Genomic DNA, 26,522 nt, shown 5'->3' with positions numbered 1-26,522 from the left:
TCAGTCGGCGGTCGAAACGGCGGTGGCGGGCCGCCGGGCCGCCCGAGCCGACCGTACCAACCGGACGGCCACCACGATCACCAACAGCGTCATCAGCGGGGCTCCGGGCATCTTGGTGAACCGGGGCAGCCCGGTGCCGTCGGGCAGCACCAGGAACGCCGAGATCAACGCCACCAGCGCGAACCACCGGGTGGCGCGGTGGGTCGTCGCGGCGAGCACCGCCATCGGCCAGAGCCAGTACCAGGGGTGGAACAGCGGTGCGAGGGCCACCGTCGCGGCCAGGGCCAGGCCGGCGTGCCAGAGCGGATCCCGGGTGCGGGCCCGCCACCACAACCAGACCAGCAGCACCGCCAGCACCACCATGCCGATCGCCCGGGTCACCGGCAGCGCGTCGACGTCCGCGCCGAACAGCGCCGCGACGTAGCCGACGGTCTGCCCGACCGCGGTCGGCGGCGACGTCCAGGCGATCACCAGGCCACCCTGTTCCAGGCCGGCGATCCACCCGAGGTCCAGGCCCGCCGCCAGGGTCGCGCCGACCACCGCGACCAGCGCGCCGCCGGCGACCGGCAGGCCGTCACGCCACAGCGCCCGGATCCGGTACGGCCCGACCAGCGCGGCCAGCACCGCGAACGGCACCACCACCAGGGCGGTCACCTTCACCGCGCCGGCCAGGCCGAGCAGCACCCCGCCGGCCAGCAGCGGCCAGCGCCGCCCCGGGTTGGCCGCCACCACGGCCAGCCCGGCGGCCAGCAGGCCGATCATCAGCGCGTCGTTGTGCGCCCCGGAGATCAGGTGCACGCCGACCAGCGGGGAGGCCAGCGCCAGCCAGAGCGCCCGGCCCACCGGCACCCCGCAGCGCCGGGCCAGCACCGGCAGGCAGGCCGCGGCCGTCGCCACCCCGAGCACCGCGAGCACCCGGAAGAGGGCGATGTTCACGGCCAGCGCGGTGTCGGTGTCGAGTGACCCGGTGGCCCGGACGATCGCCCCGGCGAGCAGCACGAAGAGCGGCCCGTACGGTGCCGGGGTGTCCCGCCAGATGTAGGAGATGGTGTCGATCCAGGGGCAGGGCAGCGCCGACACCCCCTGCTCGTACGGGTTGATCCCGGCCGCGTAGCTGGCCCCCTGACAGGCGTACGCGTACACGTCCCGGCTGCCCAGCGGCGGCGCGAACAGCAGCGGCAGCACCCAGAGCCCGGCGGTGACCAGTGCCCACCGGGCCGACGGCACCCGGTCGCGCAGGCTCCACCACGCCCAGGCCAGCAGCCCGGTGCCGACCAGCCAGAGGGCCAGGACGAGCGGCCCGTGCCGGCTCTGCCAGATGGTGACCGGGGTGGGGCGCAGCTCCGACCCCGGCAGCGCGCCCCCGAGGTACGCGGCGACGGCGAGCAGCACCGAACCGGACAGACCGAGCCAGCGGGACAGGTGGTGAGGCACGTCCGTCATGCTGCCAGTAGCGTGATCGCGGACCGGAGGTGGGCATGCGGGGCAACAGGGTGGTGGGGTCGGCCACCGGTTTCGCCGTCGTGCTCGCCGGGGTGTGGCTGGCGCTGCCCCGGCTGGGCTCGGACCTGTCCGCCCAGGTGGCCCGCGCCGACTTCTTCGCCGCGCACGGCTTCGCCCTGGTCGACCTGCGCTGGTACGCCGGCATCCAGCCGTTCGGCTACAGCCTGGTCTCGCCGCCGCTGATGGCGACCCTCGGGGTACGGCCGACGGGCGCGCTGGCACTGGTCGGCTCGGCCGCCGCGTTCGCCGCCCTGCTGGTGCGGACCGGTGTGCCCAGGCCGCTGCTCGGCAGCCTGGTCGGGGTGCTGACGATCACCGGCAACCTGGTCTCCGGCCGGGTCACCTACGCCCTCGGGGTGGCGTTCGGGCTGGTCGCCCTGCTCGCCCTGACCCTGCCGACGGCCGACGCCGCACCCGGAACGCCGCCGGCCGACCGGAGCGCGCGTCGAACGCCCGATCCGGGTGGACGTCGGGCCGCCGGTCCCGGAGGACCGCAGGCCGCCGATCCGGGCAGACGTCGGGCCGCCGGTCCCGGCGCAAGCCGGGTGGCCGGTCCGGGCTGGCGGCGGGTCAGGCCGGTCCTGGTGGTGCTCGGCGCGCTGGCGGCCTCGGCGACCAGCCCGGTGGCGGGGCTGTTCGTCGGCCTGGTCGGGGCGGCGTTGCTGGTCGACCGCCGGTACGCCGACGGCCTGCTGCTCGGCGGCACGGCGGCGGTGCCGCTCGCGGTCACCGGGCTGCTGTTCGGCGAGGGCGGCTGGATGAACATCAGCCGCACCGACACCCTGCGGTCGGTCACCGTCAGCCTGCTGGTGGCGGCGCTGGTGGCGTACCGGCCGGTGCGGGTGGCGGCGGTGCTGGCGGCGGCCGGGGTGCTGGCGGCGGCGCTGGTGCACACCCCGGTCGGGCTGAACGCGACCCGGCTGGTGACGATGTTCGCGCTGCCGGTGCTGGCCGCCGCCGCCCGGCCACCCGGCTGGCTCACCGCCCGGCCGCCCCGCCGCGCGGACCCCGGATCCGGCGGCACCACCCCGTCGCTCCCGCCGACCGACGCGACGGCAGGGTCCGGGCAGGTCCCGGGGACCGGGCGGGCGGGACGCGCCCGGGGCGGGTGGACCGGCGCGGTGGCGTTGACCGCGCTGTTGGCGGTGGTGTGCTGGTGGCTGCCGCCGGTGGTCGCCGCCGACCTGCGCAGCGCGGACGATCCGACCGCCGACCGGAGTTACTTCGCCCCGCTCGCCGCCGAGCTGGGCCGGCGCGGGCTCACCGGTCGGGTGGAGGTGCCGCCGACCCGCAACTACTGGGAGGCCGCGCAGCTGGGCGAGGTGCCGCTGGCCCGGGGCTGGCTGCGGCAGGTCGACATCGGCCGCAATCCGCTCTTCTTCACCACCGTCCCGGGGGCGGGCGGCACCGGTGTGCCGCTGACCGCCGACAGCTACCGGGCCTGGCTGGACGAGTACGCCGTGCAGTACGTCGCCGTCCCCGACGCGCCGCTGTCCTGGGTGGGCCGGGCCGAGGCGGAGCTGGTCGGGGCGGGGTTGCCGTACCTGACCGAGGTCTGGTCGGACCGGCACTGGCGGTTGTACGCGGTGACCGACCCGACGCCCCTGGTCGCCCCGCCCGGGGTGCTGGTCCGCCAGGACGCCGCCACGCTGACCCTCCGCACCACAGCCGCCGCCCAGGTCCTGATCCGCATCCGCCACACCCGCTGGCTGACCGCCTCACCCCCCGCCACGATCACCCCTGACGGCCCCTGGACCCTCCTCACGGTCCCCACCCCCGGCACCTGGACCCTCACCACCCTCACCACCACCGCCGCATCGCCGAGTTGATCAAGAGGTTCAGGTCAGGGATCCGCAGCAGCACGACGCAAACCTCTTGATCAACGCGGCAGGGCGGGGGGTGGGGTGGCGGGGCGGGCGCGGACGTGGAGGCGCTCTCCCTGCGGCCCGAAGAGGCTGAGCAGCTCGGCGGGAGCGTCGAACGGGTTGCCGAACCAGTGCGGGGTACGGGTGTCGAACTCGGCCACCTCACCGGCGTCGAGGGTGAGGTCGTGACCGCCGAGCAGCAGCCGGACCCGGCCGGAGAGCACGTAGAGCCACTCGTAGCCCTCGTGCACCTGCTGGCTCGGCTCCCCCACCGGCACCCCGGGCGGATACATCATCTTGTACGCCTGCACACCGCCCGGACGTCGGCTCAACGGCACGATGGTGACCCCGTGCCGGAGCACCGGCCGGCGGTGCACCCGGGGATCCCCGATCTGCGGCGTGCCGACCAGGTCGTCCAGCGGCACCCGGTGGAAGCGGGCCAGGGCGAGCAGGAGTTCCAGGGTGGGCCGCCGGCCGCCGGACTCCAGCCGGGACAGCGTGCTGACCGAGATCCCGGTCCCCGCTCCGAGCTGACTCAGCGTCACGCCGCGCTGCTGGCGCAGTGCCCGCAGCCGCGGCCCCACGGCGGTCAGCACCTCCTCGGGGTCGGCGGCCTGCGTCCCGTCCGGGACGGTCCACCGTCCCGGCCCCGCCCCGGCACCCTGCTCCGGGCCGGCACCGCCACCCGACCGCGAGCCCTGGTCCGGCTCTGGTCCGCCACCCACCCGCGAGTCCCGGCCCGGCCCGGCTCCGCGACCCGCCCGCCGGTTCCGGTCCGGCCCGGAGCCGCCACCCACCCGCGAGGCCCGGTCCGGCCCGGAGCCGTCCCCCGACCGTGGGTTGCCGGGTCCGGCCGCCGACCGGGGCTGGGCTTCCTGGTCGGTGCGCTCGTCGGTCACCGCACCAGTTTGCCATTCCGGCAACGATGTTTGGCAGTTCGGCGATCCGGGGGGGACGATCCGGGGCGTAGGTGGGACGGACCCACCCGCGAGGAGGCAACGATCATGACGTACCCGGTGGTGCACGACGTGGTGGTGATCGGCGGCGGCGCGGCCGGGCTCAGCGGCGCGCTCGCCCTGGGCCGGTTCCGCCGCGACGTCGTGGTGGTGGACGGCGGCGCTCCGCGCAACGCCCCCGCCGACCGCGTGCACAACTTTCTGACCAACGAGGGCGTGCCGCCCGCCGAGCTGTACACGACGGGCCGCGCCGAGGTGGCCCGCTACGGCGTCACCGTCCTCGACGGCACGGTCACCGCAGCCCACCCGGCCGACGCAGCCGACCCGGCCGACGCAGCCCACCCGGCCGACGGCCCGGACCGGGCCGGCGACGCCGGGCCGGCACGGTTCGCGGTCACCCTGTCCGACGGCCGTACGCTGCACGCCCGGCGGTTGCTGGTCACCACCGGCCTGGTCGACGAGCTGCCCGAGGTGCCGGGCCTGGCCGACCGGTGGGGGCGGGACGTGCTGCACTGCCCGTACTGCCACGGCTGGGAGGTCCGGGACCGGGCCGTCGGGGTGCTCGCCACCGGGCCGTTCGCCGCCCACCAGGCGCTGCTGTTCCGGCAACTCACCGACGACGTGGTGGTCTTCACGCACACCGCCGGCCCGTTGCCCGCCGACGACGCGGAGAAGCTCGCCGCCCGGGGTGTCGCCGTGGTCGACGGCGAGGTCGCGGCGGTGGAGGTCGATGCCGACCGGCTGACCGGCCTACGGCTGCGCTCCGGCCGGGTGGTGCCCCGGGAGGCGCTGGTGGTGGCCCCCGCGTTCCACGCCCGGGCCGCCTTCCTCACCGGGCTCGGACTGACCTCCGAGGACTTCGGGCTCGGCGGGCACGTTCTCGGCAACCGGCTCGCCACCGACGCCAGCGGCGCGACCGGGGTGCCCGGGGTGTGGGCGGCCGGCAACGTCACCGACCCGCAGGCCACCGTGATCGCCGCCGCCGCGGCGGGCCTGAAGGCCGCCGCCGCGGTCAACGCCGACCTGATCGACGAGGACACCACCCGCGCGGTGGCTGCCCGCCGGGCAGCCACGGCCACCGCCCCGGCCGCCGGGGTGCCGGCGGCCGACCCGGCTCCCGGGGCCGGGCTTCCGGCGGTCGTCCCGGTCGGGGCGGGTGCCGACGGCGACCCGGCGGTCGACGAGGCGACCGCCCGGCACTGGGACGAGCTGTACCAGGGCCGGGAGCGACAGTGGAGCGGGCGGCCCAATCCGCACCTGGTCGACGTCGTCGGGGAGCTGCCCGCCGGAACCGCCCTCGACCTGGGCTGCGGAGAGGGCGGCGACGCGGTCTGGCTGGCCCGGCGGGGCTGGCGGGTGACCGCCGTCGACGTCTCCACCGCCGCCCTGGAGCGGTCGGCCGCCGCCGTGGCGGCCGCCGGGGTGACGGCCCGGGTCGAGTTCCGGCGACACGACCTGGCCCGGACCTTCCCGGCCGGCGTGTTCGACCTGGTCTCCGCGCAGTTCCTCCAGTCGCCCCTGGACTTCCCCCGGACCGAGGTGCTGCGGGCCGCGGCCCGGGCGGTGGCACCCGGCGGGCGGCTGCTCGTGGTCGAGCACGGCTCGGTGCCGCCCTGGGGCGACCCCGAGCACCGCCACCTGCGCTTCCCCACCCCGCAGGAGACCCTGGCCGACCTCGATCTCGACCCGGACGGATGGCACGTCGAACGGCTGGACACGCCGCAGCGACAGGCCACCGGCCCGCACGGCGAGACCGCCACCCTGGTCGACCACCTGGTGCTGCTCCGCCGCCGGTGACGGACCCGCACCGGCGGCGTGCTCAGCTCTCCAGGACCCGCTGCATCGCCGTCCGGGAGCGCCGGGCGGTGCGCAGGTAGTCGTCGAGGAACTCCCCCGGGTCGTCCCCGCCGAGCAACCGCACCACCCCGGCCAGCTCCACCCCGTGCCGGGGGAGCTGGTCGCCGGCCCGGCCCCGGACCAGCATCAGCGCGTTGCGGACCTGCGCGGCGAGGGTCCACCCGGCGGCCATCGCGGCGGCGTCCGCCGGGTCGACCAGCTCGGCGTCCCGCGCCGCCGCGAGCGCATCGAGGGTACGCGTCCCGCGCAGCTGCGGGTACGCCCCCGCGTGCCGGAGCTGGAGCAGCTGCACCGCCCACTCGACGTCGGCCAGACCACCCCGCCCCAGCTTGGTGTGGGTGGCCGGGTCGGCGCCCCGGGGCAGCCGCTCGTTCTCCACCCGGGCCTTGATCCGCCGGATCTCGACGATCTGCTCGCGGGTCAGCCCGTCGGCCGGATAGCGGACCGGGTCGACCATCGCCTCGAACTCGGCCCCCAGGTCGCTGTCGCCGCAGACGAACCGGGCGCGCAGCAGCGCCTGCGCCTCCCAGACCCGGGACCAGCGGGCGTAGTACTGGGCGTAGGCGGCGAGGCTACGGACCAGTGGCCCCTGCCGTCCCTCCGGGCGCAGGTCGGCGTCGACCCCGAGCGCCGGGTCGGGGGCCGGGGCGCTCAGCAGCCGACGCAGCTCCTCGGCGATGGCGTGCGCGGTGGCGCTGGCCGTGCTCTCCGCCGTCCCGGCCGGCGCGTCGTAGACGAAGAGCACGTCGGCGTCGGACAGGTAGTTCGACTCGTACCCGCCGAGGCGACCCAGGCCGATCACCGCGAACCGTAGGCCGGGCAGCTTCGGCTGGGCGGCCCGGACGGCCCGCAGCGCGGCGGAGAGGGTGGCGTCGGTGACGTGGGACAGCCCGGTGCCGACCCGGGTCACGTCGGCCAGCGGACCGGTCGGTGCGCCGCGCTCGGGTCGCGGGGCCAACCCACCGGCCCGGCTGAGCACGTCGGCGCAGGCGATCCGGACGAGTTCCCGGCGACGCAGCGCGCGGACCGCCCGGGTCGCCTCGACCGGGTCGGCGTGCCGGGCGGCGGCGGCGGCGAACCCGTCGCCGAGCACCTCCCGGGACCGGGGTGCCAGCTCGTTCTCCTCGGCCAGCAGCCGCAGCGCCTCCGGTTCCCGGGCCAGCAGGTCGGCCGCGTACCGGGACGACGACAGCACCCGGGCCAGCCGGCGGGCCACCGGGCCGGAGTCGCGCAGCAGTCGGAGGTACCACGGGGTGCTGCCGAGCTTGTCGGAGACCTGACGGTAGTTGAGCAGCCCCCGGTCCGGTTCGGGCGCGTCGGCGAACTCGCTGAGCAGCACCGGCAGCAGGGTCCGCTGGATCGCGGCGGTCCGGCTCACCCCGCCGGTGAGGGCCTGGAGGTGCCGCAGCGCCCCGGCCGGATCGGCGAAACCGAGGATCTCCAGCCGGTGCCGGGCCGCCTCCGGGGTGAGCCGAAGGCCGTCGGCGGGCACCCGGGCCACCGACTCCAGCAGTGGCCGGTAGAGCAGTTTGGCGTGCAGCCGGCGTACCTCGGTGGCATGGGCGACCCAGTCGACGCGGAAGCTCTCCACGGCACTGCGGCCGGGGATGGCGGCGTAGCCGAGCGCGGCGGCCAGCCAGCGCAGCGCGGCCGGTTCGGTCGGCACGGTGTGGGTGCGCCGCAGCGCCTGGAGCTGGAGCCGGTGCTCGACGCCGCGCAGGAAGCGGTACCCGCGCAGCAGCGCCTCGCCGTCGGCCCGCCCGACGTAGCCGCCGGTCACCAACGCGCGCAGCGCCGGCACGGTGCCCGGCACCCGCAGCGACTCGTCTCCCCGGCCGTGCACCAGTTGCAGCAGCTGGACGGCGAACTCGATGTCCCGCAGGCCGCCGGGACCTCGCTTGATCTCGCGGTCCAGCTCCTTCGGCGGGATGTTGTCGATGATCCGGCGGCGCATGGCGCGTACGTCGGAGACCGCCTCGGGCCGCTCGGACGCCCGCCAGACCAGCGGGGCGAGGGCGTCGACCCACTCGCCGGCCAACGCCAGGTCACCGGCGGCCGGCCGGGCCTTGAGCAGCGCCTGGAACTCCCAGGTGCGGGCCCAGCGCTGGTAGTAGGCGAGGTGGCTGGCCAGGGTGCGGACCAGCGGCCCCCGGTTGCCCTCCGGACGCAGCGCGGCGTCCACCGGCCAGGCGACCAGCCCGCAGACATGGATCAGCCGGGCCGCGACGGTGGTCGCGGCGGGCAGGTCCTCGTCGGTCGCGGCCACGAAGATCACGTCGACGTCGGAGACGTAGTTCAGCTCGCCGCCGCCACACTTGCCCATCGCCACCACGGCCAGCCGCGGCCGGGGCGTCCCCGCCGGCAGCTCGCCCACCGCGATCTCGTACGCCGCCGCCAGGGTGGCGTCGGCCAGCGCGGAGAGCGCCGACATCACCTGCTCCAGGCCCCGCCCGCCGGTCAGGTCGGCCGCCGCGATCCGCAGCAACGCCAGCCGGTACGCCTGCCGCAGCACCGCCACCGGCGCGGTGGCGGTGGTCAGCCGCCCGGCGAGGGCCAGGTCGAGCCGGCCGTCGGCGGTGGGGGCCAGCCCGTCCGGGGCGGTGCCGAGCACCGTCCACTGGCCCGGGTTGGCGACCAGGTGGTCACCCAGGGCGGAGGACGCCCCGAGGACGGCGACCAGCCGACGCCGCAGGCCCGGGTCGGTGTCGAGCGCGGCCAGCACCCCCGACCCCGTCGCAGTGGCGGTCCGGCGCTCGGACTCCACCATCCGGTGCAGTTGGCGCAGCGCCAGATCAGGGTCGGCGGCCCGGGAGAGCGCGGCCAGCAGGTCGGCCGCCGCCCGGTCGACGGGTTCCTGCTCGTCGGCCCGCCACAGCCCGAGCCCGTCCGAGCCGAGCAGGTCGGCGGCGCGCGGACCACCGTCGCCCTCGGCGAAGCCGTAACGGGCCAGCCGTCCCCTGGTGGGTCTGCTCATCTCAATGGCCGAGCAGGGGGAGGCTGCGGCGGGTGTCGTCGGCCAGCTCGCCGAGGGCGAGGGCGGCGAAGCGGACGGCGAACGGCTGCCACACCTCCTCGACGTCGGCCATCACCCGGTCGCAGGCGGCCACCACCAGGTCCTCGTCGTAGCCCAGCTCGGCGAGCAGCTCGGAGCCGTGCGCCCACTCGGCGATCATCGCGGTGTCGCACTCGATGTGGAACTGGAGACCCCAGGCCCGGTCACCGAGCCGGAACGCCTGGTGCGGGTAGCGGGTCGAGGCGGCCAGCAGGGTGGCGGCCCGGGGCAGCTCGGTGATCTCGTCGGCGTGCCACTGGAGCACGTCCGGGATCAGCGGCACGTACCGGAACAGCAGGTCGCTCTCGGCGGCGTCGCGCCGGCCGACCACCCCCGGACCCACCTCGGGGCCGGACGGGCTGCGCTCGACCAGGCCGGCGTGCGCGGTGGCCAGCAGTTGCGCGCCGAGGCAGACGCCGAGGGTCGGCACCCGGTGCCGGACGGCCTTGCGCAGCAACCCTTCGAGCTTCGGGAACCAGGGTGCGCCGGGGGTGCCGTCGGCCGACGGGTAGGCGTGCTGGTCACCGCCGAGCACCACCAGCGCCACGTACCCGGTCAGGTCGTCGGGCAGCTCGTCGCCGGCGTGCGGGCGCAGCACCCGCAGTTCCAGGCCCCCCTCCACCAGCCAGTCCCCCAGCCGTCGGGGGTCGTCGGTCGGGTCGTTCTCGATCACCAGTGCGGTTCCCACGCCGTCGAGGCTATCGGGTACGTCGACAGCCGCCCGGGACGCCTCGCGCCGACCGCCGGCAGGACCGGAGCGGGCCGGGTCGCCGCGCCCACGACGGGACCGGATCAGCGCGGTCCGGCCCGGCGGGGCGGCTATGCTCGGCCGCTGTGATCGCCGACGACCCGTCCGTCCTGCGTCCGCCCGTGCTGCGCGAGGGCGACACGGTGATGCTGGTCTCGCCGTCCGGGCCGACCCGGCCGGAGCGGGTGGCGCGCGGCATCGAGCTGCTGACCGGCTGGGGGCTGCGGCCGGTGGTGGCACCCCACGCGTACGCCCGCCGGGGTTACCTCGCCGGGGACGACGCGCTGCGCGCCGCCGATCTGAACGCCGCCTTCGCCGACCCGCAGGTACGCGGGGTGATCTGCACCCGGGGCGGTTACGGCGCACAGCGGGTGGTCGACCTGATCGACATGGCCGCCGTCCGGCGGGATCCGAAGGTGGTGGCCGGTTTCTCCGACATCACCGCCCTGCAGTTCGCGCTCTGGCGGGGTGCCCGGCTGGCCGGCGTGCACGGTCCCGGGGCGGCCTGGGTCGACGAGCGCACGCCGCTGCGTTCGGCGCAGTCGCTGCACGCCGCGCTGATGACCACCGCCCCGGTGACCGTGGCCGCGGTGCCGGAGGAGGCGACGTATCCGGTCCGGGTAGCGGGGCGGGCGGCCGGGCGGCTGATCGGCGGGAACCTCTGCCTGATCACCGCCACCATCGGCACCCCGGACATGCCCGACCTGACCGGGGCGGTGCTGCTCGTCGAGGAGGTGCAGGAGCCCCCGTACAAGGTCGACCGGATGCTCACCCACCTGCGCCGCGCCGGCGCGCTGGACGGCCTGGCCGCAGTCGCGGTCGGCCAGTTCACCGACTGCGCCGACGGGTGGGACACCACCGTCGTGGACGTCCTCACCGACCGCCTCGGCGACCTGGGCGTGCCGGTCCTCGGTGGCCTGCCGATCGGCCACGGCCCCGGCCAGCTCACCGTCCCCGTCCACACCCGGGCCACCCTGGACACCACGACCGACACCCTCACCCTCACCCCCGCCGTCCAGTAATCCCACCCCTCCCCACCCCTCCCCCGCCCACCCACCTCGGTGATCAAGAGGTTTGGCGGCCGGACCCCGGTGATCAAGAGGTTTAGGCAGGCGGACCCCGGTGATCAAGAGGTTTAGGCGGGCGGAAAGCGCATTCCCGCCCTAAACCTCTTGATCACCGGGCCGGAGGGGCGAATTGCCGGGCCGGAGGGCGGAATCACCGGGCTGGTGGGCGAATTGCCGGGCCGGAGGGTGGAGTCAGTGGGCCGGCGGGCGGAACTTTCAGCTGGGGGACAGGATCGGGACGGGGTTTTCTCAGATTCGATGGTCACTGTCGGTGACGTCAACGCATCACCACCGAGATACTGGAGGACTGATGTCCCGCACGATGTCGAAGAAGCAGCTGCTGGTCGGCCTCGCCGCCGCCGGCGTGCTCGGGGTGGGGATCGCCGCTCCCACGGTGGCCTTCGCCGAGGGTGGATCCACCCCGACACCGAGCGCCAGCAGCGAGGCCGAGCAGGGCACCGACCGGCAGTCCGAACGCGCCGGCCGGCAGCACGAGTTCGCCGAGGCGCTGGCCAAGGAGCTGGGCGTGGACACCGACAAGGTGACCGCCGCGCTGGACAAGGTGCGCGAGCAGCACAAGGACCGGGTCAAGGGTGACCGGCCGGAACGGCCGTCGGCCGAGGACCGGCAGGCGAAGCTGACCGAGCGGCTGGCCCAGGCGGTCGAGGACGGCAAGCTCACCCAGGAGCAGGCCGACGCGATCACCAAGGCCGTCGAGTCCGGGGTATTCCCGGGTCCGGGTGGCCCCGGCCACCGCGGCGGCCCGGACGGCCCGGACGGCAAGTGACCCGCCGCCGGCCAGGCCGGTGACCGACGGGCGTCGCGGCGGGCCACCAGGCCGGTGACCGACGCGAGAAGGGCGGCGTCGCGGTGGCAGTCGGCCGGTGACCGACGTAGCGGGGGCGGCGTCGCGGTGGCCACCCGGCCGGTGACCGCGACGCCGCCCCCGTTCGATCAGGTGGTCGCCGGCGGGGAGAAGACACCGAGCAGGTTGCCCGACGGGTCGCGCAGGCGTGCCCGGGTCAACCCGTTCGGCGTGGTTCCCGGCGGCGTCAGCACCGTGCCGCCGGCCGCCTCGGCCCGCCGGCACGTCTGCGCCACGTCGGTCACCTCGGCGTAGAGGATCGCGTACCCGGGTGCGCCCTCGGGGAGGAGCCGGAGCCCTCCGCCGATGCCGGCCGGCTGCCCCGCGGTGGTCGTCTGGTAGGACCCACCGCCGGCCGGGTCCTCCACGGCGAAGCTCCAGCCGAACAACTCGGCGTAGAAGCCTCGTACCTCCTCCGGCCGGTCGGTGCCGATCTCGAACCAGGTGATGGGTGTGCTGGTCACGCGCTGCCTCCTGTCCCCCTGCCGGCCGGACGGCCGGTGGGCTCGGCGGCCAGCCTGCCGGGCGTCCGCGACACCGTCATGTCGGTGTTTGCGGAAAACTCCCGGGCGACGACCCGCCCGGCCCACCTTGCCCGGACCCGCCGCTCCCGGACCCGCCGCCCCGGGTTGCCGGCCGGACCCGCCGCCCCCGGGACCAGCCTCACGCGAGGCTCAGCCGGTGCAACCGCTCGGGCGGGACGTCCACGTCGTCGGGGCGGAACTCCCGGATGACCGGCTCCGGCAGCGCCTCCACGCCGACGATCCGGTCGGTACGGAAGCAACGCGGCCCGCCGCGGAGCCGACACCAGGCGAACAGATACCAGTGTCGGCTGTTGCCCAGGTAGCCCAGCGGCTCGACCTCGCGCGACGAGGCCACGCCGCGCCGGTCGGCGTACCGCAGGCGGAGCACCCGGCGGGCGGAGACCGCGCCGGCGACGACGGCCGGGACGGACGTGGCCGGCCCGACGCCGATCAGCAGCACCCGCCCGGCGAGCAGACGCGCGTCGGCGGCATCGGCGGCCGGCAGCACCGCGAGCAGTTTGCGCAGCGCGGTGCCGCCCGCCTCGGCGAACGGGGTGCCGGCGAGGCGGTGCAGGGCCACCGCCATCGCCACCGCCTCGGCAGCGGTCAGGTTGACCGGTGGCAGGGTGTACGCACGGTCGACCACGTAACCGCCGGCACGGCCGGGCTCGGCCCAGATCGGCACGCCGGCCCCCTGCAGGGCGACGATGTCCCGTTCGACGGTGCGGGTGCTCACCTCGAAACGGCCGGCCAGCCAGCGGGCGCTGCGCGGCCTGGGCGCCACCGCCCGCAACTCTTCCACCAGGGCGTAGAGACGGTCCGTCCGGTTCACCTCCGCACGCTACGACGGGGGTACGACGAACCGCGCCGCCGCCGTCGACCGGACACGAACCGGGTCGGGCCGCGACCCGGCGAGACGGCAGCCCGGACGGGCAGCGACCCGGCGAGACGGCAGCCCGGACGGGCAGCGACCCGGCGAGACGGCAGCCCGGACGGGCAACGGTACGGCCGGACGGGCAACGGTACGGCCGGACGGGCAACGGAACGGCCGGACGGGCAGCCCGGTCGAGGCGGCGACCGGTCGGCCCGCGGGCCGGTCAGGCGATGCAGGCGCAGACGATCAGGGCCGCCCCGAAGTGGGTGGCGGCGCTGACCCGGGCCGCCGGGTGCGGCTCGTCGGAGCAGATGACCTCGCCGAGCTTGCCCGGCGTGAGCAGGTCGAGGACGCCGAAGGCCAGCGCCATGACGGCCAGCCCGATCAGCCCGAAGATCACCGTCGAGGCGAGCCCCTTGGCGAAGTCGTCGTAGCTGGTCACGATCGCCGTGAAGACGATGCCGGCGACGCCGAGCTGGTTGGCGGCCAGCAGCAGCCCGGCGTTGCCGTTACGCCGAATCCAGATCAGCTCGCGCAACTTGCCCGGGGTGAGCACGTCGACCAGCACGAAGCCGGCCGCCATCAGCGCCACCCCGACGACACCGAACACGACGCTCTGCCATGCTCCGGTGAGCAGATCCTCCAGCACCGACGGCCTCCCGACCTCCTGCGCCCGGCGCGGGTGCCGGCACGGTGATCGAGACGATAGCGGCACCGCACCACCACCGACAGCCCCCGGACCGGCCGAGATGCGGACCGTCGGGCGACCGGGCCGCCGCCGGCCCCGTCGCGGACGACCCGGCCGGCGGTACGCGCTACAGCGACAGGTACCGCTGCCGCTCGTACGGGGTGACCTCGCGGCGGTACTGCTCCCACTCGGCCCGCTTGTTGCGCAGGAAGAAGTCGAAGACGTGCTCGCCCAGCACCTCGGCGACCAGTTCGGAGCCGGCCATCACGTCGATCGCCTCGGACAGGTTCTCCGGCAACGCCTCGTAGCCCATCGCCCGCCGCTCGGCGCTGGTCAGCGACCAGACGTCGTCCTCCGCGCCCGGCGGCAGCTCGTAGCCCTCCTCGATGCCCTTCAGGCCCGCGCCGAGCATCACCGCGAACGCCAGGTAGGGATTGGTCGCCGAGTCCAGCGAGCGGACCTCCACCCGGGCCGAGTTCGGCTTGCCGTACGCGGGGACGCGGACCAGCGCCGACCGGTTCAGGTGCCCCCAGCAGACGTACGCCGGGCTCTCGGTGATCCGGTCCGGCAACGCCTGCGGGAAGAGCCGCTTGTACGAGTTGACCCACTGGTTGGTGACCGCGGTGTACTCCCGGGCGTGCATCAGCAGCCCGGCGATGAACGACTTCGCCACCTTCGACAGTTTCATCGGGTCACCGGAGTCGTGGAAGGCGTTGCGCTCCCCCTCGAACAGCGACAGGTGGGTGTGCATGCCGCTGCCCGGCTGGTCGGTGAAGGGCTTCGGCATGAAGCTGGCCTGCACGCCGGTGGAGAGCGCCACCTCCTTGACCACGTGCCGGAAGGTCATGATGTTGTCGGCGGTGGTCAGCGCGTCGGCGTACCGCAGGTCGATCTCCTGCTGGCCGGGGGCGACCTCGTGGTGGCTGAACTCCACCGAGATGCCGATCCGCTCCAGCGCCAGCACGGCCTGCCGGCGGAAGTCCCGCGCGACGGCGTGCGTGGTGTGCTCGAAGTAGCCGCCGGAGTCCACGGCGGTGGGCACCGAGCCGTCCTGCGGGCCGTTCTCCAGCAGGAAGAACTCGATCTCGGGGTGGGTGTAGAAGGTGAAGCCCTTCTCGGCCGCCTTGGACAGCATCCGGCGCAGCACGTGCCGCGGGTCGGCCCAGGACGGGCCGCCGTCGGGCAGCAGGATGTCGCAGAACATCCGGGCGCTCTCGCCGCTCACCCCGCCCTCGAAGGGGAACACCTGGAAGGTGGTCGGATCCGGCATGGCGACCATGTCGGACTCGAAGACCCGGGCGAAACCCTCGATGGCCGAGCCGTCGAACCCGATGCCCTCCTCGAAGGCCGCCTCCAGCTCCGCCGGAGCGACCGAGACGCTCTTGAGCGTGCCCAGCACGTCGGTGAACCACAGCCGGACGAACCGGATGTCCCGCTCTTCCAGCGTGCGGAGGACGAACTCCTGCTGACGGTCCACTTCCCCAACCCCTCGCCACGTTCGTCCGGCACCGGTCGGCCGGTCCGTCCTGACCGCCCAGTCTCCACCGGCCTGGTTAAGCAGACGTTACGCGACCTGCCGCCGCTCGTCCTGCGGTGTCCCGACCGCCGGATCAGCGGGCGGCCCGCCACCAGCACCGGGCCGGCCGGGTGTCGACCGGAGGGTGTCCGTCGTCTCGTCGGAGCCACCGGATCGACCGGCCGCCACTGGGGCAAGATGAGTACATGACCACCCTGCGTCTGGCCCTGTGCCAGGTCAACCCGACCGTCGGCGACACGGCCGGCAACGCCGAGCTGATCCGCGCCTGGACCCGTCGGGCCGCCGACGCCGGCGCCCAGCTCGTCGCCTTCCCGGAGATGGTGCTCACCGGCTACCCGGTCGAGGACCTGGTCTTCCGCCGTTCCTTCGTCGCCGCCTCGCAGGCCGCGCTGCACCGGCTCGCCGCCGACCTGGCCACCGACGGCCTCGGTGACCTGCCGGTCGTGGTCGGATACCTGGACGCCGACGGCCCACCCCAGGTCAGCGGGGACGCGCAGCCCGGTCGAGGGGCGCGCAACGCCGCCGCGCTGCTGCACCGGGGCGAGGTGGTGGCCCGCTACTTCAAGCACCACCTGCCCAACTACGGGGTGTTCGACGAGGACCGCTACTTCGTGCCCGGCGACACCCTGACCGTGGTCCGGGTCGCCGGGGTGGACGTGGCGCTGACCATCTGCGAGGACCTGTGGCAGGCCGGCGGCCCGTTCGCGGTGGCCCGGCAGGCCGGCGTCGGCCTGGTGGTCAACATCAACGGCTCGCCGTACGAGCTGAACAAGGACGACGTCCGGCTGCCGCTGGTGCGTCGCCGGGCCGTCGAGGCCGGTGCCCCGATCGCGTACGTCAACATGGTCGGCGGCCAGGACGAGCTGGTCTTCGAGGGCGACTCGATGATCGTCAGCGCCGACGGGGACCTGCTCACCCGCGCGCCGCAGTTCGTCGAGCACCTGCTCGTGCACGACGTGGAGCTGGCCGGGGCGGGTCCGCACGCCGCCGACGCCGGGGACCTCGCCGACGGGATGCGGGTGGTACGCCGTACCGTCGAGGTGGTCCCGCCGGCCCCGACCGGACCGGCCGCCGACGGCGGCCTGCTGGCGCCGATCGCCGACGAGGCCGAGGTGTGGCAGGCGCTGGTGCTGGGCCTGCGCGACTACGTCAACAAGAACCGCTTCCCCTCGGTGGTGCTGGGCCTGTCCGGCGGCATCGACTCGGCGGTGGTGGCCGCGCTCGCCGTCGACGCGCTCGGGCCGCAGCGGGTGGTCGGCGTCTCGCTGCCCAGCCAGCACTCCTCGGAGCACTCCCGGGCCGACGCGGAGGATCTCGCCAAGCGGACCGGCCTGGACTACCGGGTCGAGCCGATCCAGCCGATGGTGGACACCTTCCTGGCCAACATCTCGCTGTCCGGGGTGGCGGTGGAGAACCTCCAGGCCCGGGTCCGCGGGGTCATCCTGATGGCACTGTCCAACCAGGAGGGCCACCTGGTCCTCACCACCGGCAACAAGAGCGAGCTGGCGGTCGGCTACTCGACCCTCTACGGCGACTCGGTCGGCGGGTTCAACCCGGTCAAGGACGTCTGGAAGACGCTGGTCTGGCGGCTGGCGAAGTGGCGCAACGCCGACGCGGCCCGCCGCGGCGAGACCCCGCCGATCCCGGAGAACTCCATCGGCAAGCCGCCGTCGGCCGAGCTGAGCCCGGGCCAGCTCGACAGCGACAGCCTGCCCGAGTACGACGTGCTGGATCCGATTCTGATCGGCTACGTCGACGGCGACCTGGGCCGGGCCGGGCTGGTCGAGTCCGGCCACGACCCGGCGGTGGTCGACCGGGTGCTGCGGCTGGTGGACACCGCCGAGTACAAGCGCCGGCAGTCCGCGCCCGGCACGAAGATCTCGATGAAGGCGTTCGGCCGGGACCGTCGCCTGCCGATCACCAACCGCTGGCGCGAGGACGGCTGAGCACCGCGGCCGGCCGGTCCACCGCCCACTCCGGCCGGCTCCGCACCGGTCGGCGTCCCGGCAGGTCGGCGTCCCGGCGGTCGGCCCTCCGGCGGCGCTGCGGTGCTGCGGCGCGGGCGGTCGGCTTCACCCCGGCGGAGTGAAATCCTGCACTGTTCCCTGCCGTCGACCGGTCGCGCGGTGCGACGATCGCGGCAGAGCCCGGGGACCGCGACAGCGGCCTCGAGGAAAGGAGACAGTCATGGTGGAGTCCACCCCGACCGAGGTGACCGCCCTGTACGGCGGGCCGGCCACCCGCCGGGTCCGCACCCGCGACCTGATCGCCGCCAAGGAGCGCGGCGACCGGTGGGCGATGCTCACCTCGTACGACCAGTACACCGCCGCGATCTTCGACCAGGCGGGGATCCCCGCGCTGCTGGTCGGCGACTCGGCGGCGAACAACGTGTTCGGCTACGAGACCACCCTGCCGGTGACCGTCGACGAGCTGTTGCCGCTGGTCCGCGCCGTGGTCCGGGCGACCCGGCAGAGCCTGGTCGTCGGCGACCTGCCGTTCGGCTCGTACGAGGAGGGGCCGACGCAGGCGCTGCGCACGGCGGTGCGGTTCATGAAGGAGGGTGGCTGCCACGCGGTGAAGCTGGAGGGTGGCCGGCGCTGCGCCGAGCAGATCGCGGCCATCACCGGCGCGGGCATCCCGGTGATGGCGCACATCGGGTTCACCCCGCAGAGCGAACACACCCTGGGCGGCTACCGGGTGCAGGGGCGCGGCGACGCCGCCGACGAGGTGCTGGCCGACGCGCGGGCGGTGGCCGGGGCGGGCGCGTTCGCGGTGGTACTGGAGATGGTGCCGGGCGACGTCGCCAAGCGGGTCACCGCCGAACTGGCGATTCCCACCGTCGGCATCGGCGCCGGCCCGGACACCGACGCCCAGGTGCTGGTCTGGCAGGACATGGCCGGGCTACGCACCGGGAAGGCCCCCCGGTTCGTCAAGCGCTACGCCGACCTGGCCGGGGCGCTGACCGAGGCCACCCGCCGCTTCGCCAACGAGGTACGCGGCGGCGACTTCCCGGCCGCCGAGCACACGTTCTGAGCGTGCCGGGGGCGGTGGCGGCGGTGGCGTTGGCGGCCACCGCTGTCCACCGTCCCCGTCACGTCCACCGCTCCTGTCGTGTCCACCATCCCCGCAGGGCGGCGGCGTTCCGACGGGTGGGGGTGCCGCAGGGCGGGACGGGCGACCACGGGCCGGTGAAAGCCGCTAGGGTTCCGCCCGTGAAGCCTGCCCGCTTGTCAACTGTCGCCCTGACCTGTGTCTTCGTGTTCGCCCTCGCGGCGTGCAGCGGAGAGGAGACGCCGACGACGGCGGCACCGTCGGCCTCCGCCACCACTGCCGCGCCGTCCGCCTCCTCTTCCACGGCAGCCGGGGATCCCACCGCCGCCGACCCGACCGCGGCGGCCGACCCGACCGCCGACAAGAAGCTCTGCACGGCGGCGAAGAAGATCGCCGACGAGACGAAGGCCGAGGTCGTGAAGGCCGCCACGTCGGGTGGCGACCCGAATCCGGCGCTGAAGAAGGCCTACACGGAGATGGCGACCGGACTGGCCAAGGCCACCGCCGGCAGCCCTGCCAGCGAGGTGGCCACCGCGCTGGCCGCGTTCGGCGTCGCCGCCGGCAGGGTGGCGACCGCCCCGGACATGGAAGCCGCCGCCGACCGTCCGGAGTTCCAGAAGACCAGCGCGATGGCGAACACCGCCTGCAAGAAGGCCGGCGTCGACATCAACTTCTGACCGCCCGCCCTCCACCACGCCCACGCCACCCCACCCGCCTCCGCCGCCCCCACGAGCTGGGGTGCGGCGCTGTACGCCGAGATCTTGGCGGTATTCGGCCCCCCTGGGGGCACTTTCCCTCCAAGATCTCGGTAACAGGGCGCGCGGGTGGGGCGGGCGGCGGATCAGAGGTCGGTGACCCGGATGCCGGCGTGCGCCTTGTAGCGCTTGTTGATGGCGATCAGGTTGGCGGTGAACGCCTCGATCTGGTGGGCATTGCGCAACCGCCCGGCGTAGATGCCGCGCATGCCGGGGATCCGGGCGGCCAGCGCGCCGACGACGTCGACCAGTTCCCGTTCCTCGGTGCAGATCAGCACGTCGAGGTCGATCCGGTCGACCTCCGGGTCGGCCAGCAACGGTGCGCTGACGTGGTTGAACGCCGCACAGACCCGGGAGTCCGGCAGCAGGGCCGCCGCCTGCTGCACGGCGCTGCCCTCGGCGACCGGCAGGGCGTACGGACCCTGCTTGTCGAAGCCGAGCGGATTGACGCAATCGACCACGATTTTGCCGGCCAGCGGTCCGGCCAGCGCGGCGACGGTGGCCGCGTGCCCGTCCCACGGCACCGCGACGACCACCACGTCGCTGCGGCGGGCCACCTCGTCGTTGCCGGCACCGGTCACGTCGACCCCGGCGGGCAGCCCGGGCAACGCGGCGATCTCCGCCGCCGCCTCGGCGGCCCGATCGGCGGAACGGGATCCGATCAGCACCTGCTGGCCGGCGCGGGCGAACCGGTAGGCCAGCCCCCGCCCCTGGTCGCCGGTGCCACCGATGATGCCGACGGTCAGCCCGGACACGTCGGGGAGGGTGCTCGCGTCGTATGCCATGACGCCATCCTCGCAAACCGCCCGCGCCACCACCGGCGCAAGGCGCTGTGACGCTGGCCGCCCCGACCAACGGCCACCCGCAACGGCCGGCCACCCGCGACCGTCGGCCGCCCTCAGACCGTCGCCGCCCCCACCAGCCGGCCGCACCAGCCATCGGCCGCCCGCGACCGTCGGCCCCCGACCACCGGCCGCCAACGACCATCGGACGCACCGGGCCGGGAACGTCGCCGGGGGTGTTCAGGAGCGCTCGAAGAGGACCTTGCGTTCGACCGGGTCGGCGGTGACCAGACGGACGGTGACCCGTTCGCCCAGGGGCAGCTCCCCGGTGCAGCGGGCGCGTACCGGGGGATCGTCCAGCGCCACCGTCCCGCCGGGGATCCGGCCGGGCTTCGACTGGCCGTTCGGGGGCGCGTCCACGTCCAGCACCGCCGCCGAGAACGTCTCCCCCACCCGGTGCTCCAGCAGCACCGCCTCGGCCAGCTCGATCGCCCCCCGGGTGGCGGTGCCCGCCGTACGGTCGGTCGAGGCCATCACCTCCGGCAGCCGGGGCAGCGCCGCACGTGCCCACTGCGGTACCGGGCGGTCCTCGTGCAGGGCCAGGCAGACCTCGGTGGCGTACCGGTCGGCCAGCCGGCGCAGCGGGGCGGTGACGTGCGCGTACGCGGCGGCGACCCCGCCGTGTTCCGGCTGTCCGGGCAGTTCCCCGTCGAACGCCGTGTACGCGGCACCGCGCATCAGCTCGGCCGCCTGGTCGACGAAGGCGGCGGCCCGGGGCTGCGAGGCGTCCAACCCGGCCAGCACCTCGCCGACCCGTACCCCGTCCGGCCAGTGCACGCCCAGCGGGGCCGCCGCCGCCCGCAGCCGGGCCACCGCCTCCGGTTTCGGCGGCGGCATGGTACGCAGCAGACCGATCCGGCCGGCGAGCATGATGTCCGCCGCCGCCATCCCGGTGAGCAGGGAGATCTGGGCGTTGTGGTCCTCCATCGGGCCGGGGCCGCGCAGCACCAGCCGCCAGCCGTCCCCGTCGGGCTCGACGTCCTGCTCGGGCAGCGGCAGGTTGATCGCCCCCCGGCGCAGGCCACGAGCGGTGAGCAGGGCACCGATCTCGGGCAGCAGCGCGATCGGCTCAGGCAGCCGGTCGGTGTCGGCGGCCACCTGCACCCCGGCGTAGTCCAGTTTGGCGCGGCTACGCACCAGGGCGCGTTCCAATTCCACGGCGACGGTGGCCCCGTCGGCGTCGAGGTCGATGGTCCAGAGCACTGCCGCCCGGTCGACGTCGGGCAGCAGACTGGCGGCCCCCTCGCTGAGCGTGTGCGGATGCAGCGGCACGTTCCCGTCGGGCAGGTAGACCGTCTGGCCGCGCCGCCAGGTCTCCTCCTCCAGTGGGCCGTCGGGACGCACGTGGGTGGCGACGTCGGCGATGGCGTACCGCACCCGGTAGCCGCCACCGGGGCGGCGGCCGAGGTGCATCGCCTGGTCCAGGTCGCGGGAGGCGGCCGGGTCGACCGTGACGAACGGGATGTCGGTACGGTCGGCCGCGGCGGGCAGCGGGGCGTGCGCCGCCTCGTCCGCCTCGCGCTGCGCCGCAGCCGGGAAGCCGTCAGGCAGTCCCAGCTCGCGGCGCAGCGCGCCGAAGTCGATGCGGGGCGCGAGCACACGTCGGATGACCACGGGTCAATCCTGGCAGCGTGCCGCGTGATCCGCTCTCCGGCGGGCGGCCGGTGGTCTCCGTACGGTCAGCCGGTGGCCTTACCTGCCCGGGACCGGGCACCGGCCGGTGCGCCGGCCCGCGCCGCCGCGGTCCGGGCGGGGGCCTTGCGGGCGCTGGCCTTCGTGGCGACCGTCTTCGTGGCGACCGTCTTCTTCGCCGCCGCCTTGCGGGTGGTCGTCGCGCTCGTCTTCCTGGCCGGGGCCGTCTTCGCGGTCGACTTCGACGCGGGCGCCGTCTTCGCGGTCGACTTCCGGGCCGGCGCCTTCTTGGCCGGTGCCTTCCTGACCGTGGCGGTCTTCCTGGCGGGCACGGCCTTCCCGCCCGCCGTGGTCTTCTTGGCTGCCGTGGTCTTCTTGGCCGCCGTCGTCTTCCCGGCCGCCGTGGTCTTGGCCGTCGTGGTCTTCCTGGCTGCCGTGGTCTTCCTGGCGGGCATGGTCTTCGCCGCCGTCGTGGCCTTCTTCGCCGCCGCGCTCTTCGCGGGCGTGGTCCTCGCGGGCGTGGTCCTCGCGGGCGTGGACTTCTTCGCGGCGGTGCGGGCGGTCGCCGCGGTCTTCCTCGCCGCCGCCGTGGTCCTCTTCGCCGCCGTGGTCCTCTTCGCCGCCGTGGTCTTCTTGGCCGCCGTGGTCTTCTTGGCCGCCGTGCTCCGGGCGGTCGCCGCGGTCTTCCTCGCCGCTGCGGCGGTCTTCCGGGCGGCGACGGTGGTCTTGCCGACGGCCTTCTTCGCCGGGGCCTTCCTCGCGGTCGACGTCGACGCGGCTGCCGTCGTCGCCGTGCTCCTGGCGGCCGGGGCCTTCTTCGCCGCCGACGTCGAGGCGGGGGCCTTCTTGGCGGGACTCCTGGTGGCCGGGGCCTTCTTCGCCCCGCCGGCCCTACCGGCCGCCGCCCTCCGGGCGGTGGTCGTGCCGGCGGCCGGGGTCCGGCCGGAGCCGGCGCCGGCGGCGCTCGCCGTCGCCCGGCCAGCCGACACTCTGCGGGCCGCAGCCGTGGTGGTGCTGGAACGTCGGGCCGCGGTACTCCGGGTCGCGCCAGCGGTCCGCTCCGCCGCGGCGGTCCTCGTCACGGCCGGGCGGGTGGTGGCCTCTGTTGCTTCGGCCATCTCGGTTCCCTCCTTGGGGACATGCTCCCGCGTGCCTCCCCACGGAGGCACGGAGTCCTCGACGCGGGCCGTCCCGCGCCGTTCAGTTGCCCTCCCCGGCCCAGCGGGCGTCTTCGGCCTCCCACGCCTCGTTGCGCTCCTGCACCTTCTGCAGGGCGTTCTGCGCGTCGGTTGCCGAGGGATACGGTCCGAGAACGTGCTTGGCAGGGCACACGTCGGCATCGGTCTCGACCCGGTGGTGTCGGGTGCACCAGTAGTAGTGCCCACCACTTCCGCTGTCGTTCATGAGATCACTGTGCACCGGGCGCAGCCCGACCGCCACCGGATCGCCGCAATCGGTCACGACCACTTCCACAGTAGACGTGCTCGGACTCCCCGGGGGCAGAACCGCGAAACCGGCCCCGACCTGCCCGAGAAGCAGCCGGACGGCAGCCCGCGACCCCCGACGCCGCCGGCCCCGCAGCTCGACCGCCGTCGGATCAGGGGCCTCCGCCGATGTCGCGCGGCGTGGACACCTGGTAACAGGCCGCCGCGGGACGAACCATCCTTCGGCCTGCCCCTCTTGACCGGACAGCCGGCCGACAGTGCTCGGCCGGACAGGCCGATGCGGCGACCCCGGATGCGAGCGGATCGAGGTGTGTGCGAGCCTCGTCAAACCTCTTGCGGCGCCACCCCCGCCCACCACGTGGGCAGAAAGACGAAGGGGCCAACGGCGGCGCCGCCCTGTCGAACCGGGAGAACACCACCGTGGCTAGCCTGGACGTCGCCCTGAAAAACGCGATGAGCATCGATGGAGCGATCGGGGTGGCGCTCGTCGACTACAGCAGTGGCATGACCCTCGGCGTGGCCGGCGGCACCGGCGAGATCGACCTGACCGTCGCCGCCGCCGGCAACACCGACGTCGTCCGTGCCAAGATGCGTACCCTGGAGATGCTCAAGATCGAGGACGAGATCGAGGACATCCTGATCACGCTCGGCAGCCAGTACCACCTGATCCGACCGTTGACCGGGCGTACCGGCAAGGGTCTCTTCCTCTATCTGATGGTGAGCAAGAGCCGGGCCAACCTGGCCATGGCCCGGCACCAGCTGCGCACCATCGAGGAGAGCCTGGAACTGTGAGCGCCGACAAGACCGAGACCGCCCTGCCCCGCCGCTCCGCACGCCGCGCCAAGCTGCCGGCCGCCCGGCCACTCCCGCCGTCGCTCGCCGGGGACAGCTCGTTGCCGTACCCGGCGATCAGTCGGGAGCTGGCGGAACTACGGCATCAGATTCCGGGGGTGCACGGCTGCGTGTTGGGCGGCGTCGACGGCCTGCTCATCACGCACAACCTCCAGAACGAGGTGGACCCGAACGACCTGGCCGCACTCGCCGCGACCACCTTCGGACTCGGCCGGCAGGTCGGGATGCGACTGGGCCAGGGCGAGTTCCAGCAGTCCACGGTACGCAACCAGGAGGGCTACCTGAGCGTCTACGCGGTCAGCGAGCAGGCCCTGCTCGCCGTCGTCGGCACGGACGCCGTCAACGTCGCCCGGTTGCACCTGCACGCCCCGGGAGTGGCCAGCCGCCTCGCGGTGCTGCTGACCCGCGTACCGACGGACGCCTGACCCGGACGGCGGGGGCGGCGACGGACCACGTCGTGGCCCCGGCCGCCCGGCCGCAGACATTCTTTAACGGGCGAATCCCGCACTTGTCCACACTCTGCCGCACCACCCGACCAGATATCCTCGACCTGGCTTTTCCGATAAAATCACCACCGCCTCCAAACAGTAATCACAGTCAGGTCGAAAACGCGCGACACAGCAACGATAATTGACCGCTTCAGTAACTGCGTCGACACATATTTCTGATCAAGTCGACGGATGCCACTCTCTGTACTCGCATCATCGACGCGAGCCACACGTCGGCCGCTTCTCCTCCTGTCAGGGCTGATCGCCCTGAGCATTCCCCTGGCAGCCGCACCGGCCGAGGCCGAGCGTACCGCCGCCGGCACCACCATGCCGACCTGCGCCTGGTCGTCGAAGTACGGGGCGACGAGCCTGAACGCCTACTGGCCGGACACCGCCGCCACCTACTGGTCGACCATCTACCCGGTCACGCCGGGTCTGGAAATCACCATCTCCGGGGTCTTCCCCGACGCGCGATACGCCTCTTTCAACGTGTACGACGACAAGCCCACCTACTTTACGCGTAATGGCGTCAGCTCCAGCATGCCCGACTACCTGATCACACCGGATCCGGGCAGCCTGAACCCGTGGAAGTCCCCCGCCGCGCCGGGTGGCCGGTTCACCCTCACCATCAGCCCGGAGGTGGCGTCGGGACAGACCAACCGTCTGCCACTGGCCCGGGAGGACGCCCTGCCCGGCGCGAAGGCGTCGGTCATCTTCCGGGTCTACCTACCGGCCGGTGGTGATTCGACGGTGGTGCTGCCCACCGTCACCCTCACCCTCGACGGAGTGTCACAGACCCTGCCCCCCTGCACGTCGGGCGGAAGCACCCCCACCACCCCGGCACCGACCCCCGCCCGGGAGACGGAGAGGTCCGCCGACGTCGAGCCCGGCGGCCCCGGACATCCTGGCGGCCCCGGACACCCGACTGGCGGCCCCGGACACCCGAGCGGACCTGGACCCGGTGGACCGGGACATCCCGGCGGGCCGGGAGGGCCGGGACATCCCGGCGGACCAGGCGGACCGGGTGGACCGGGTGGACCCGGTGACGGACCGGGGCATCCCGGCGGACCGGGCGGGCCAGGAGGGCCTGGGCATCCCGGCGGACCGGGCGGACCGGGCGGACCGGGCGGACCGGGCGGACCGGGCGGACCCGGCGGACCGGGCGGACCCGGCGGGCCTGGGCATCCCGGTGGACCGGGGTTGCCGGAGGAGACCGGCCAGAAGCTCTTCACCCGGACGTCCGAGGTGGAGAACCTCGCGCCGAACCCGGACAACGCGTACCTCGGCACCTGGGTGAACCCGCCGGCAGCGGACCAGGTCATGGTGATCCGGGGCCGGGCGCCCCGTACCGTCTCCGGCAACCATCCCGGCGTCTGGCCGCGCCGCCACACGGACCTGCGGTACTTCTCGATGTGCACCAACCTGGGCGGCCAGGTCAAACCCGTCGTGATCAACCGGTTCACCGACGCACCGGCGAGCCTCGGCTGCCGCTACGACGACGACACCCGCCTAGACCGGCACGGCTACTACACGTACGTGCTCGGGCGGGAACAGCAGCGGACGGCGATCGAGGGGATCGAGGGGGCCACCTTCCTGCCGTTCTCCGTCTCCTACCCGGCGGCCCCGCACATGGTCCTGCTGCGGAACCTGATGCCGGTGGCCGGTTTCCCCCACGCCACCCAGAACGTGCCGGTGGACAGTTCGGCCGAGACCGCCGCGACGGTCATGGGGCCGCACTACCCCCTGCTGAAGGTGTGTTCGCTGGCGCTCCTCACCACCGACGGGCCACACGACTGCACGGTGTGACCTGACGCGGGCTCGTCGGGTGTCGACGTCGACCACGGACGACGTCGACGCCCGGACAGCTCAGGCTCGGCTTCGGTGCCCTGCCGCTTCCCGGTGGTCGTCCGTGGAGGACCAC

At 74.4% G+C, this 26,522-nt stretch carries 21 protein-coding genes; 11 read left to right on the top strand and 10 right to left on the bottom strand.

The window, feature by feature from the left end; all coding sequences use genetic code 11:
• Positions 1 to 1,434 carry a polyprenol phosphomannose-dependent alpha 1,6 mannosyltransferase MptB gene (gene mptB, locus GA0070623_RS26165; RefSeq protein ID WP_172898562.1) on the bottom strand — a complete coding sequence of 478 codons (1,434 nt, stop codon included), beginning with the start codon at positions 1,432 to 1,434 and terminating at the stop codon, positions 1 to 3.
• A 44-nt stretch (positions 1,435 to 1,478) separates the two neighbouring features.
• Here mptB and GA0070623_RS30650 point away from each other — a divergent pair, with 44 nt between their 5' ends.
• Positions 1,479 to 3,332, top strand: a complete 1,854-nt coding sequence (locus tag GA0070623_RS30650; protein WP_089004187.1) for a hypothetical protein — start codon at positions 1,479 to 1,481, stop codon at positions 3,330 to 3,332.
• 50 nt (positions 3,333 to 3,382) lie between these two features.
• On the opposite strand, the gene GA0070623_RS26155 is transcribed toward GA0070623_RS30650, so the two are convergent.
• A complete protein-coding gene (locus GA0070623_RS26155) occupies positions 3,383 to 3,964 on the bottom strand; it encodes a helix-turn-helix domain-containing protein (RefSeq protein ID WP_067313177.1) in 582 nt (193 codons plus the stop codon).
• Positions 3,965 to 4,372: 408 nt separating this feature from the next.
• On the opposite strand from GA0070623_RS26155, the gene GA0070623_RS31190 reads away from it, so the two are divergent.
• Positions 4,373 to 6,121 carry an FAD-dependent oxidoreductase gene (locus GA0070623_RS31190; RefSeq protein ID WP_067313160.1) on the top strand — a complete coding sequence of 583 codons (1,749 nt, stop codon included), beginning with the start codon at positions 4,373 to 4,375 and terminating at the stop codon, positions 6,119 to 6,121.
• A 22-nt stretch (positions 6,122 to 6,143) separates the two neighbouring features.
• Here GA0070623_RS31190 and GA0070623_RS26145 read toward each other — a convergent pair whose 3' ends face one another.
• Both GA0070623_RS26145 and GA0070623_RS26140 read right to left on the bottom strand, forming a co-directional pair.
• On the bottom strand, positions 6,144 to 9,155 hold the full coding sequence (locus tag GA0070623_RS26145; RefSeq protein ID WP_067313162.1) for a bifunctional [glutamine synthetase] adenylyltransferase/[glutamine synthetase]-adenylyl-L-tyrosine phosphorylase: 3,012 nt from the start codon (positions 9,153 to 9,155) through the stop codon (positions 6,144 to 6,146).
• Position 9,156: 1 nt separating this feature from the next.
• Positions 9,157 to 9,921 carry a type 1 glutamine amidotransferase gene (locus tag GA0070623_RS26140; RefSeq protein ID WP_067313164.1) on the bottom strand — a complete coding sequence of 255 codons (765 nt, stop codon included), beginning with the start codon at positions 9,919 to 9,921 and terminating at the stop codon, positions 9,157 to 9,159.
• A 206-nt stretch (positions 9,922 to 10,127) separates the two neighbouring features.
• On the opposite strand from GA0070623_RS26140, the gene GA0070623_RS26135 reads away from it, so the two are divergent.
• Both GA0070623_RS26135 and GA0070623_RS26130 read left to right on the top strand, forming a co-directional pair.
• A complete protein-coding gene (locus GA0070623_RS26135; protein ID WP_407938012.1) occupies positions 10,128 to 11,003 on the top strand; it encodes a S66 peptidase family protein in 876 nt (291 codons plus the stop codon).
• A gap of 355 nt (positions 11,004 to 11,358) precedes the next feature.
• Entirely contained in the window at positions 11,359 to 11,835 is a 477-nt protein-coding gene (locus GA0070623_RS26130) for a hypothetical protein (protein WP_067313169.1), read from the top strand.
• A gap of 167 nt (positions 11,836 to 12,002) precedes the next feature.
• Here GA0070623_RS26130 and GA0070623_RS26125 read toward each other — a convergent pair whose 3' ends face one another.
• From GA0070623_RS26125 to glnA, 4 genes are all read right to left on the bottom strand, one after another.
• On the bottom strand, positions 12,003 to 12,377 hold the full coding sequence (locus GA0070623_RS26125) for a VOC family protein (protein ID WP_067313171.1): 375 nt from the start codon (positions 12,375 to 12,377) through the stop codon (positions 12,003 to 12,005).
• A 199-nt stretch (positions 12,378 to 12,576) separates the two neighbouring features.
• Positions 12,577 to 13,269 (bottom strand): helix-turn-helix transcriptional regulator, encoded by a 693-nt coding sequence (locus GA0070623_RS26120; protein WP_067313173.1) that lies wholly within the window; start codon positions 13,267 to 13,269, stop codon positions 12,577 to 12,579.
• 265 nt (positions 13,270 to 13,534) lie between these two features.
• The gene (locus tag GA0070623_RS26115; RefSeq protein WP_067306037.1) at positions 13,535 to 13,960 is read right to left on the bottom strand and encodes a DUF350 domain-containing protein; all 426 of its coding nucleotides are present in this window, start codon (positions 13,958 to 13,960) and stop codon (positions 13,535 to 13,537) included.
• Positions 13,961 to 14,126: 166 nt separating this feature from the next.
• Complete coding sequence (gene glnA, locus GA0070623_RS26110) at positions 14,127 to 15,476, bottom strand: type I glutamate--ammonia ligase (protein ID WP_067306034.1); 1,350 nt, start codon at positions 15,474 to 15,476, stop codon at positions 14,127 to 14,129.
• Between the two features lie 245 nt (positions 15,477 to 15,721).
• Here glnA and GA0070623_RS26105 point away from each other — a divergent pair, with 245 nt between their 5' ends.
• The 3 genes from GA0070623_RS26105 to GA0070623_RS30175 all read left to right on the top strand — a co-directional run bounded on the left by GA0070623_RS26105 (position 15,722) and on the right by GA0070623_RS30175 (position 19,264).
• On the top strand, positions 15,722 to 17,482 hold the full coding sequence (locus GA0070623_RS26105) for an NAD+ synthase (RefSeq protein ID WP_067306031.1): 1,761 nt from the start codon (positions 15,722 to 15,724) through the stop codon (positions 17,480 to 17,482).
• A gap of 241 nt (positions 17,483 to 17,723) precedes the next feature.
• Positions 17,724 to 18,569, top strand: coding sequence for a 3-methyl-2-oxobutanoate hydroxymethyltransferase (gene panB, locus GA0070623_RS26100; protein WP_067306027.1), 846 nt, complete (start codon positions 17,724 to 17,726; stop codon positions 18,567 to 18,569).
• A 179-nt stretch (positions 18,570 to 18,748) separates the two neighbouring features.
• On the top strand, positions 18,749 to 19,264 hold the full coding sequence (locus tag GA0070623_RS30175; RefSeq protein ID WP_157517506.1) for a hypothetical protein: 516 nt from the start codon (positions 18,749 to 18,751) through the stop codon (positions 19,262 to 19,264).
• 164 nt (positions 19,265 to 19,428) lie between these two features.
• Here GA0070623_RS30175 and npdG read toward each other — a convergent pair whose 3' ends face one another.
• Together npdG and GA0070623_RS26080 are read right to left on the bottom strand one after the other, a co-directional pair.
• The gene (gene npdG, locus GA0070623_RS26085) at positions 19,429 to 20,127 is read right to left on the bottom strand and encodes an NADPH-dependent F420 reductase (RefSeq protein ID WP_067306020.1); all 699 of its coding nucleotides are present in this window, start codon (positions 20,125 to 20,127) and stop codon (positions 19,429 to 19,431) included.
• A gap of 237 nt (positions 20,128 to 20,364) precedes the next feature.
• Positions 20,365 to 21,798 (bottom strand): RNB domain-containing ribonuclease, encoded by a 1,434-nt coding sequence (locus tag GA0070623_RS26080; RefSeq protein WP_067306017.1) that lies wholly within the window; start codon positions 21,796 to 21,798, stop codon positions 20,365 to 20,367.
• Between the two features lie 162 nt (positions 21,799 to 21,960).
• Between GA0070623_RS26080 and GA0070623_RS30470 the strand changes: the two genes are divergently transcribed.
• The 4 genes from GA0070623_RS30470 (at position 21,961) to GA0070623_RS26045 (ending at position 26,407) form a co-directional block, all read left to right on the top strand.
• The gene (locus GA0070623_RS30470; RefSeq protein WP_172898465.1) at positions 21,961 to 23,706 is read left to right on the top strand and encodes a hypothetical protein; all 1,746 of its coding nucleotides are present in this window, start codon (positions 21,961 to 21,963) and stop codon (positions 23,704 to 23,706) included.
• Complete coding sequence (locus tag GA0070623_RS26060) at positions 23,682 to 24,053, top strand: hypothetical protein (protein WP_067306011.1); 372 nt, start codon at positions 23,682 to 23,684, stop codon at positions 24,051 to 24,053. Before GA0070623_RS30470 ends, GA0070623_RS26060 begins: the two co-directional genes overlap by 25 nt.
• On the top strand, positions 24,050 to 24,538 hold the full coding sequence (locus GA0070623_RS26055; protein WP_084261209.1) for a roadblock/LC7 domain-containing protein: 489 nt from the start codon (positions 24,050 to 24,052) through the stop codon (positions 24,536 to 24,538). Before GA0070623_RS26060 ends, GA0070623_RS26055 begins: the two co-directional genes overlap by 4 nt.
• Positions 24,539 to 25,801: 1,263 nt before the next feature.
• Positions 25,802 to 26,407 carry a hypothetical protein gene (locus GA0070623_RS26045; protein ID WP_067306008.1) on the top strand — a complete coding sequence of 202 codons (606 nt, stop codon included), beginning with the start codon at positions 25,802 to 25,804 and terminating at the stop codon, positions 26,405 to 26,407.
• Positions 26,408 to 26,522 lie beyond the last annotated feature (115 nt).

Origin of the sequence: Micromonospora rifamycinica, assembly GCF_900090265.1 — a bacterium.
Lineage (GTDB): Bacteria > Actinomycetota > Actinomycetes > Mycobacteriales > Micromonosporaceae > Micromonospora > Micromonospora rifamycinica.
This window is presented reverse-complemented; position numbering and strand designations above follow the sequence as displayed.

Excerpts from the sequence above, each read along its gene's own strand:
- GA0070623_RS30650 (WP_089004187.1), top strand. The coding sequence starts at position 1,479 with ATGCGGGGCAACAGGGTGGTGGGGTCGGCCACCGGTTTCGCCGTCGTG.
- GA0070623_RS31190 (WP_067313160.1), top strand. The coding sequence starts at position 4,373 with ATGACGTACCCGGTGGTGCACGACGTGGTGGTGATCGGCGGCGGCGCG.
- GA0070623_RS26145 (WP_067313162.1), bottom strand. The coding sequence starts at position 9,155 with ATGAGCAGACCCACCAGGGGACGGCTGGCCCGTTACGGCTTCGCCGAG.
- GA0070623_RS26135 (WP_407938012.1), top strand. The coding sequence starts at position 10,128 with ATGCTGGTCTCGCCGTCCGGGCCGACCCGGCCGGAGCGGGTGGCGCGC.
- GA0070623_RS26130 (WP_067313169.1), top strand. The coding sequence starts at position 11,359 with ATGTCCCGCACGATGTCGAAGAAGCAGCTGCTGGTCGGCCTCGCCGCC.
- GA0070623_RS26105 (WP_067306031.1), top strand. The coding sequence starts at position 15,722 with ATGACCACCCTGCGTCTGGCCCTGTGCCAGGTCAACCCGACCGTCGGC.
- panB (WP_067306027.1), top strand. The coding sequence starts at position 17,724 with ATGGTGGAGTCCACCCCGACCGAGGTGACCGCCCTGTACGGCGGGCCG.
- npdG (WP_067306020.1), bottom strand. The coding sequence starts at position 20,127 with ATGGCATACGACGCGAGCACCCTCCCCGACGTGTCCGGGCTGACCGTC.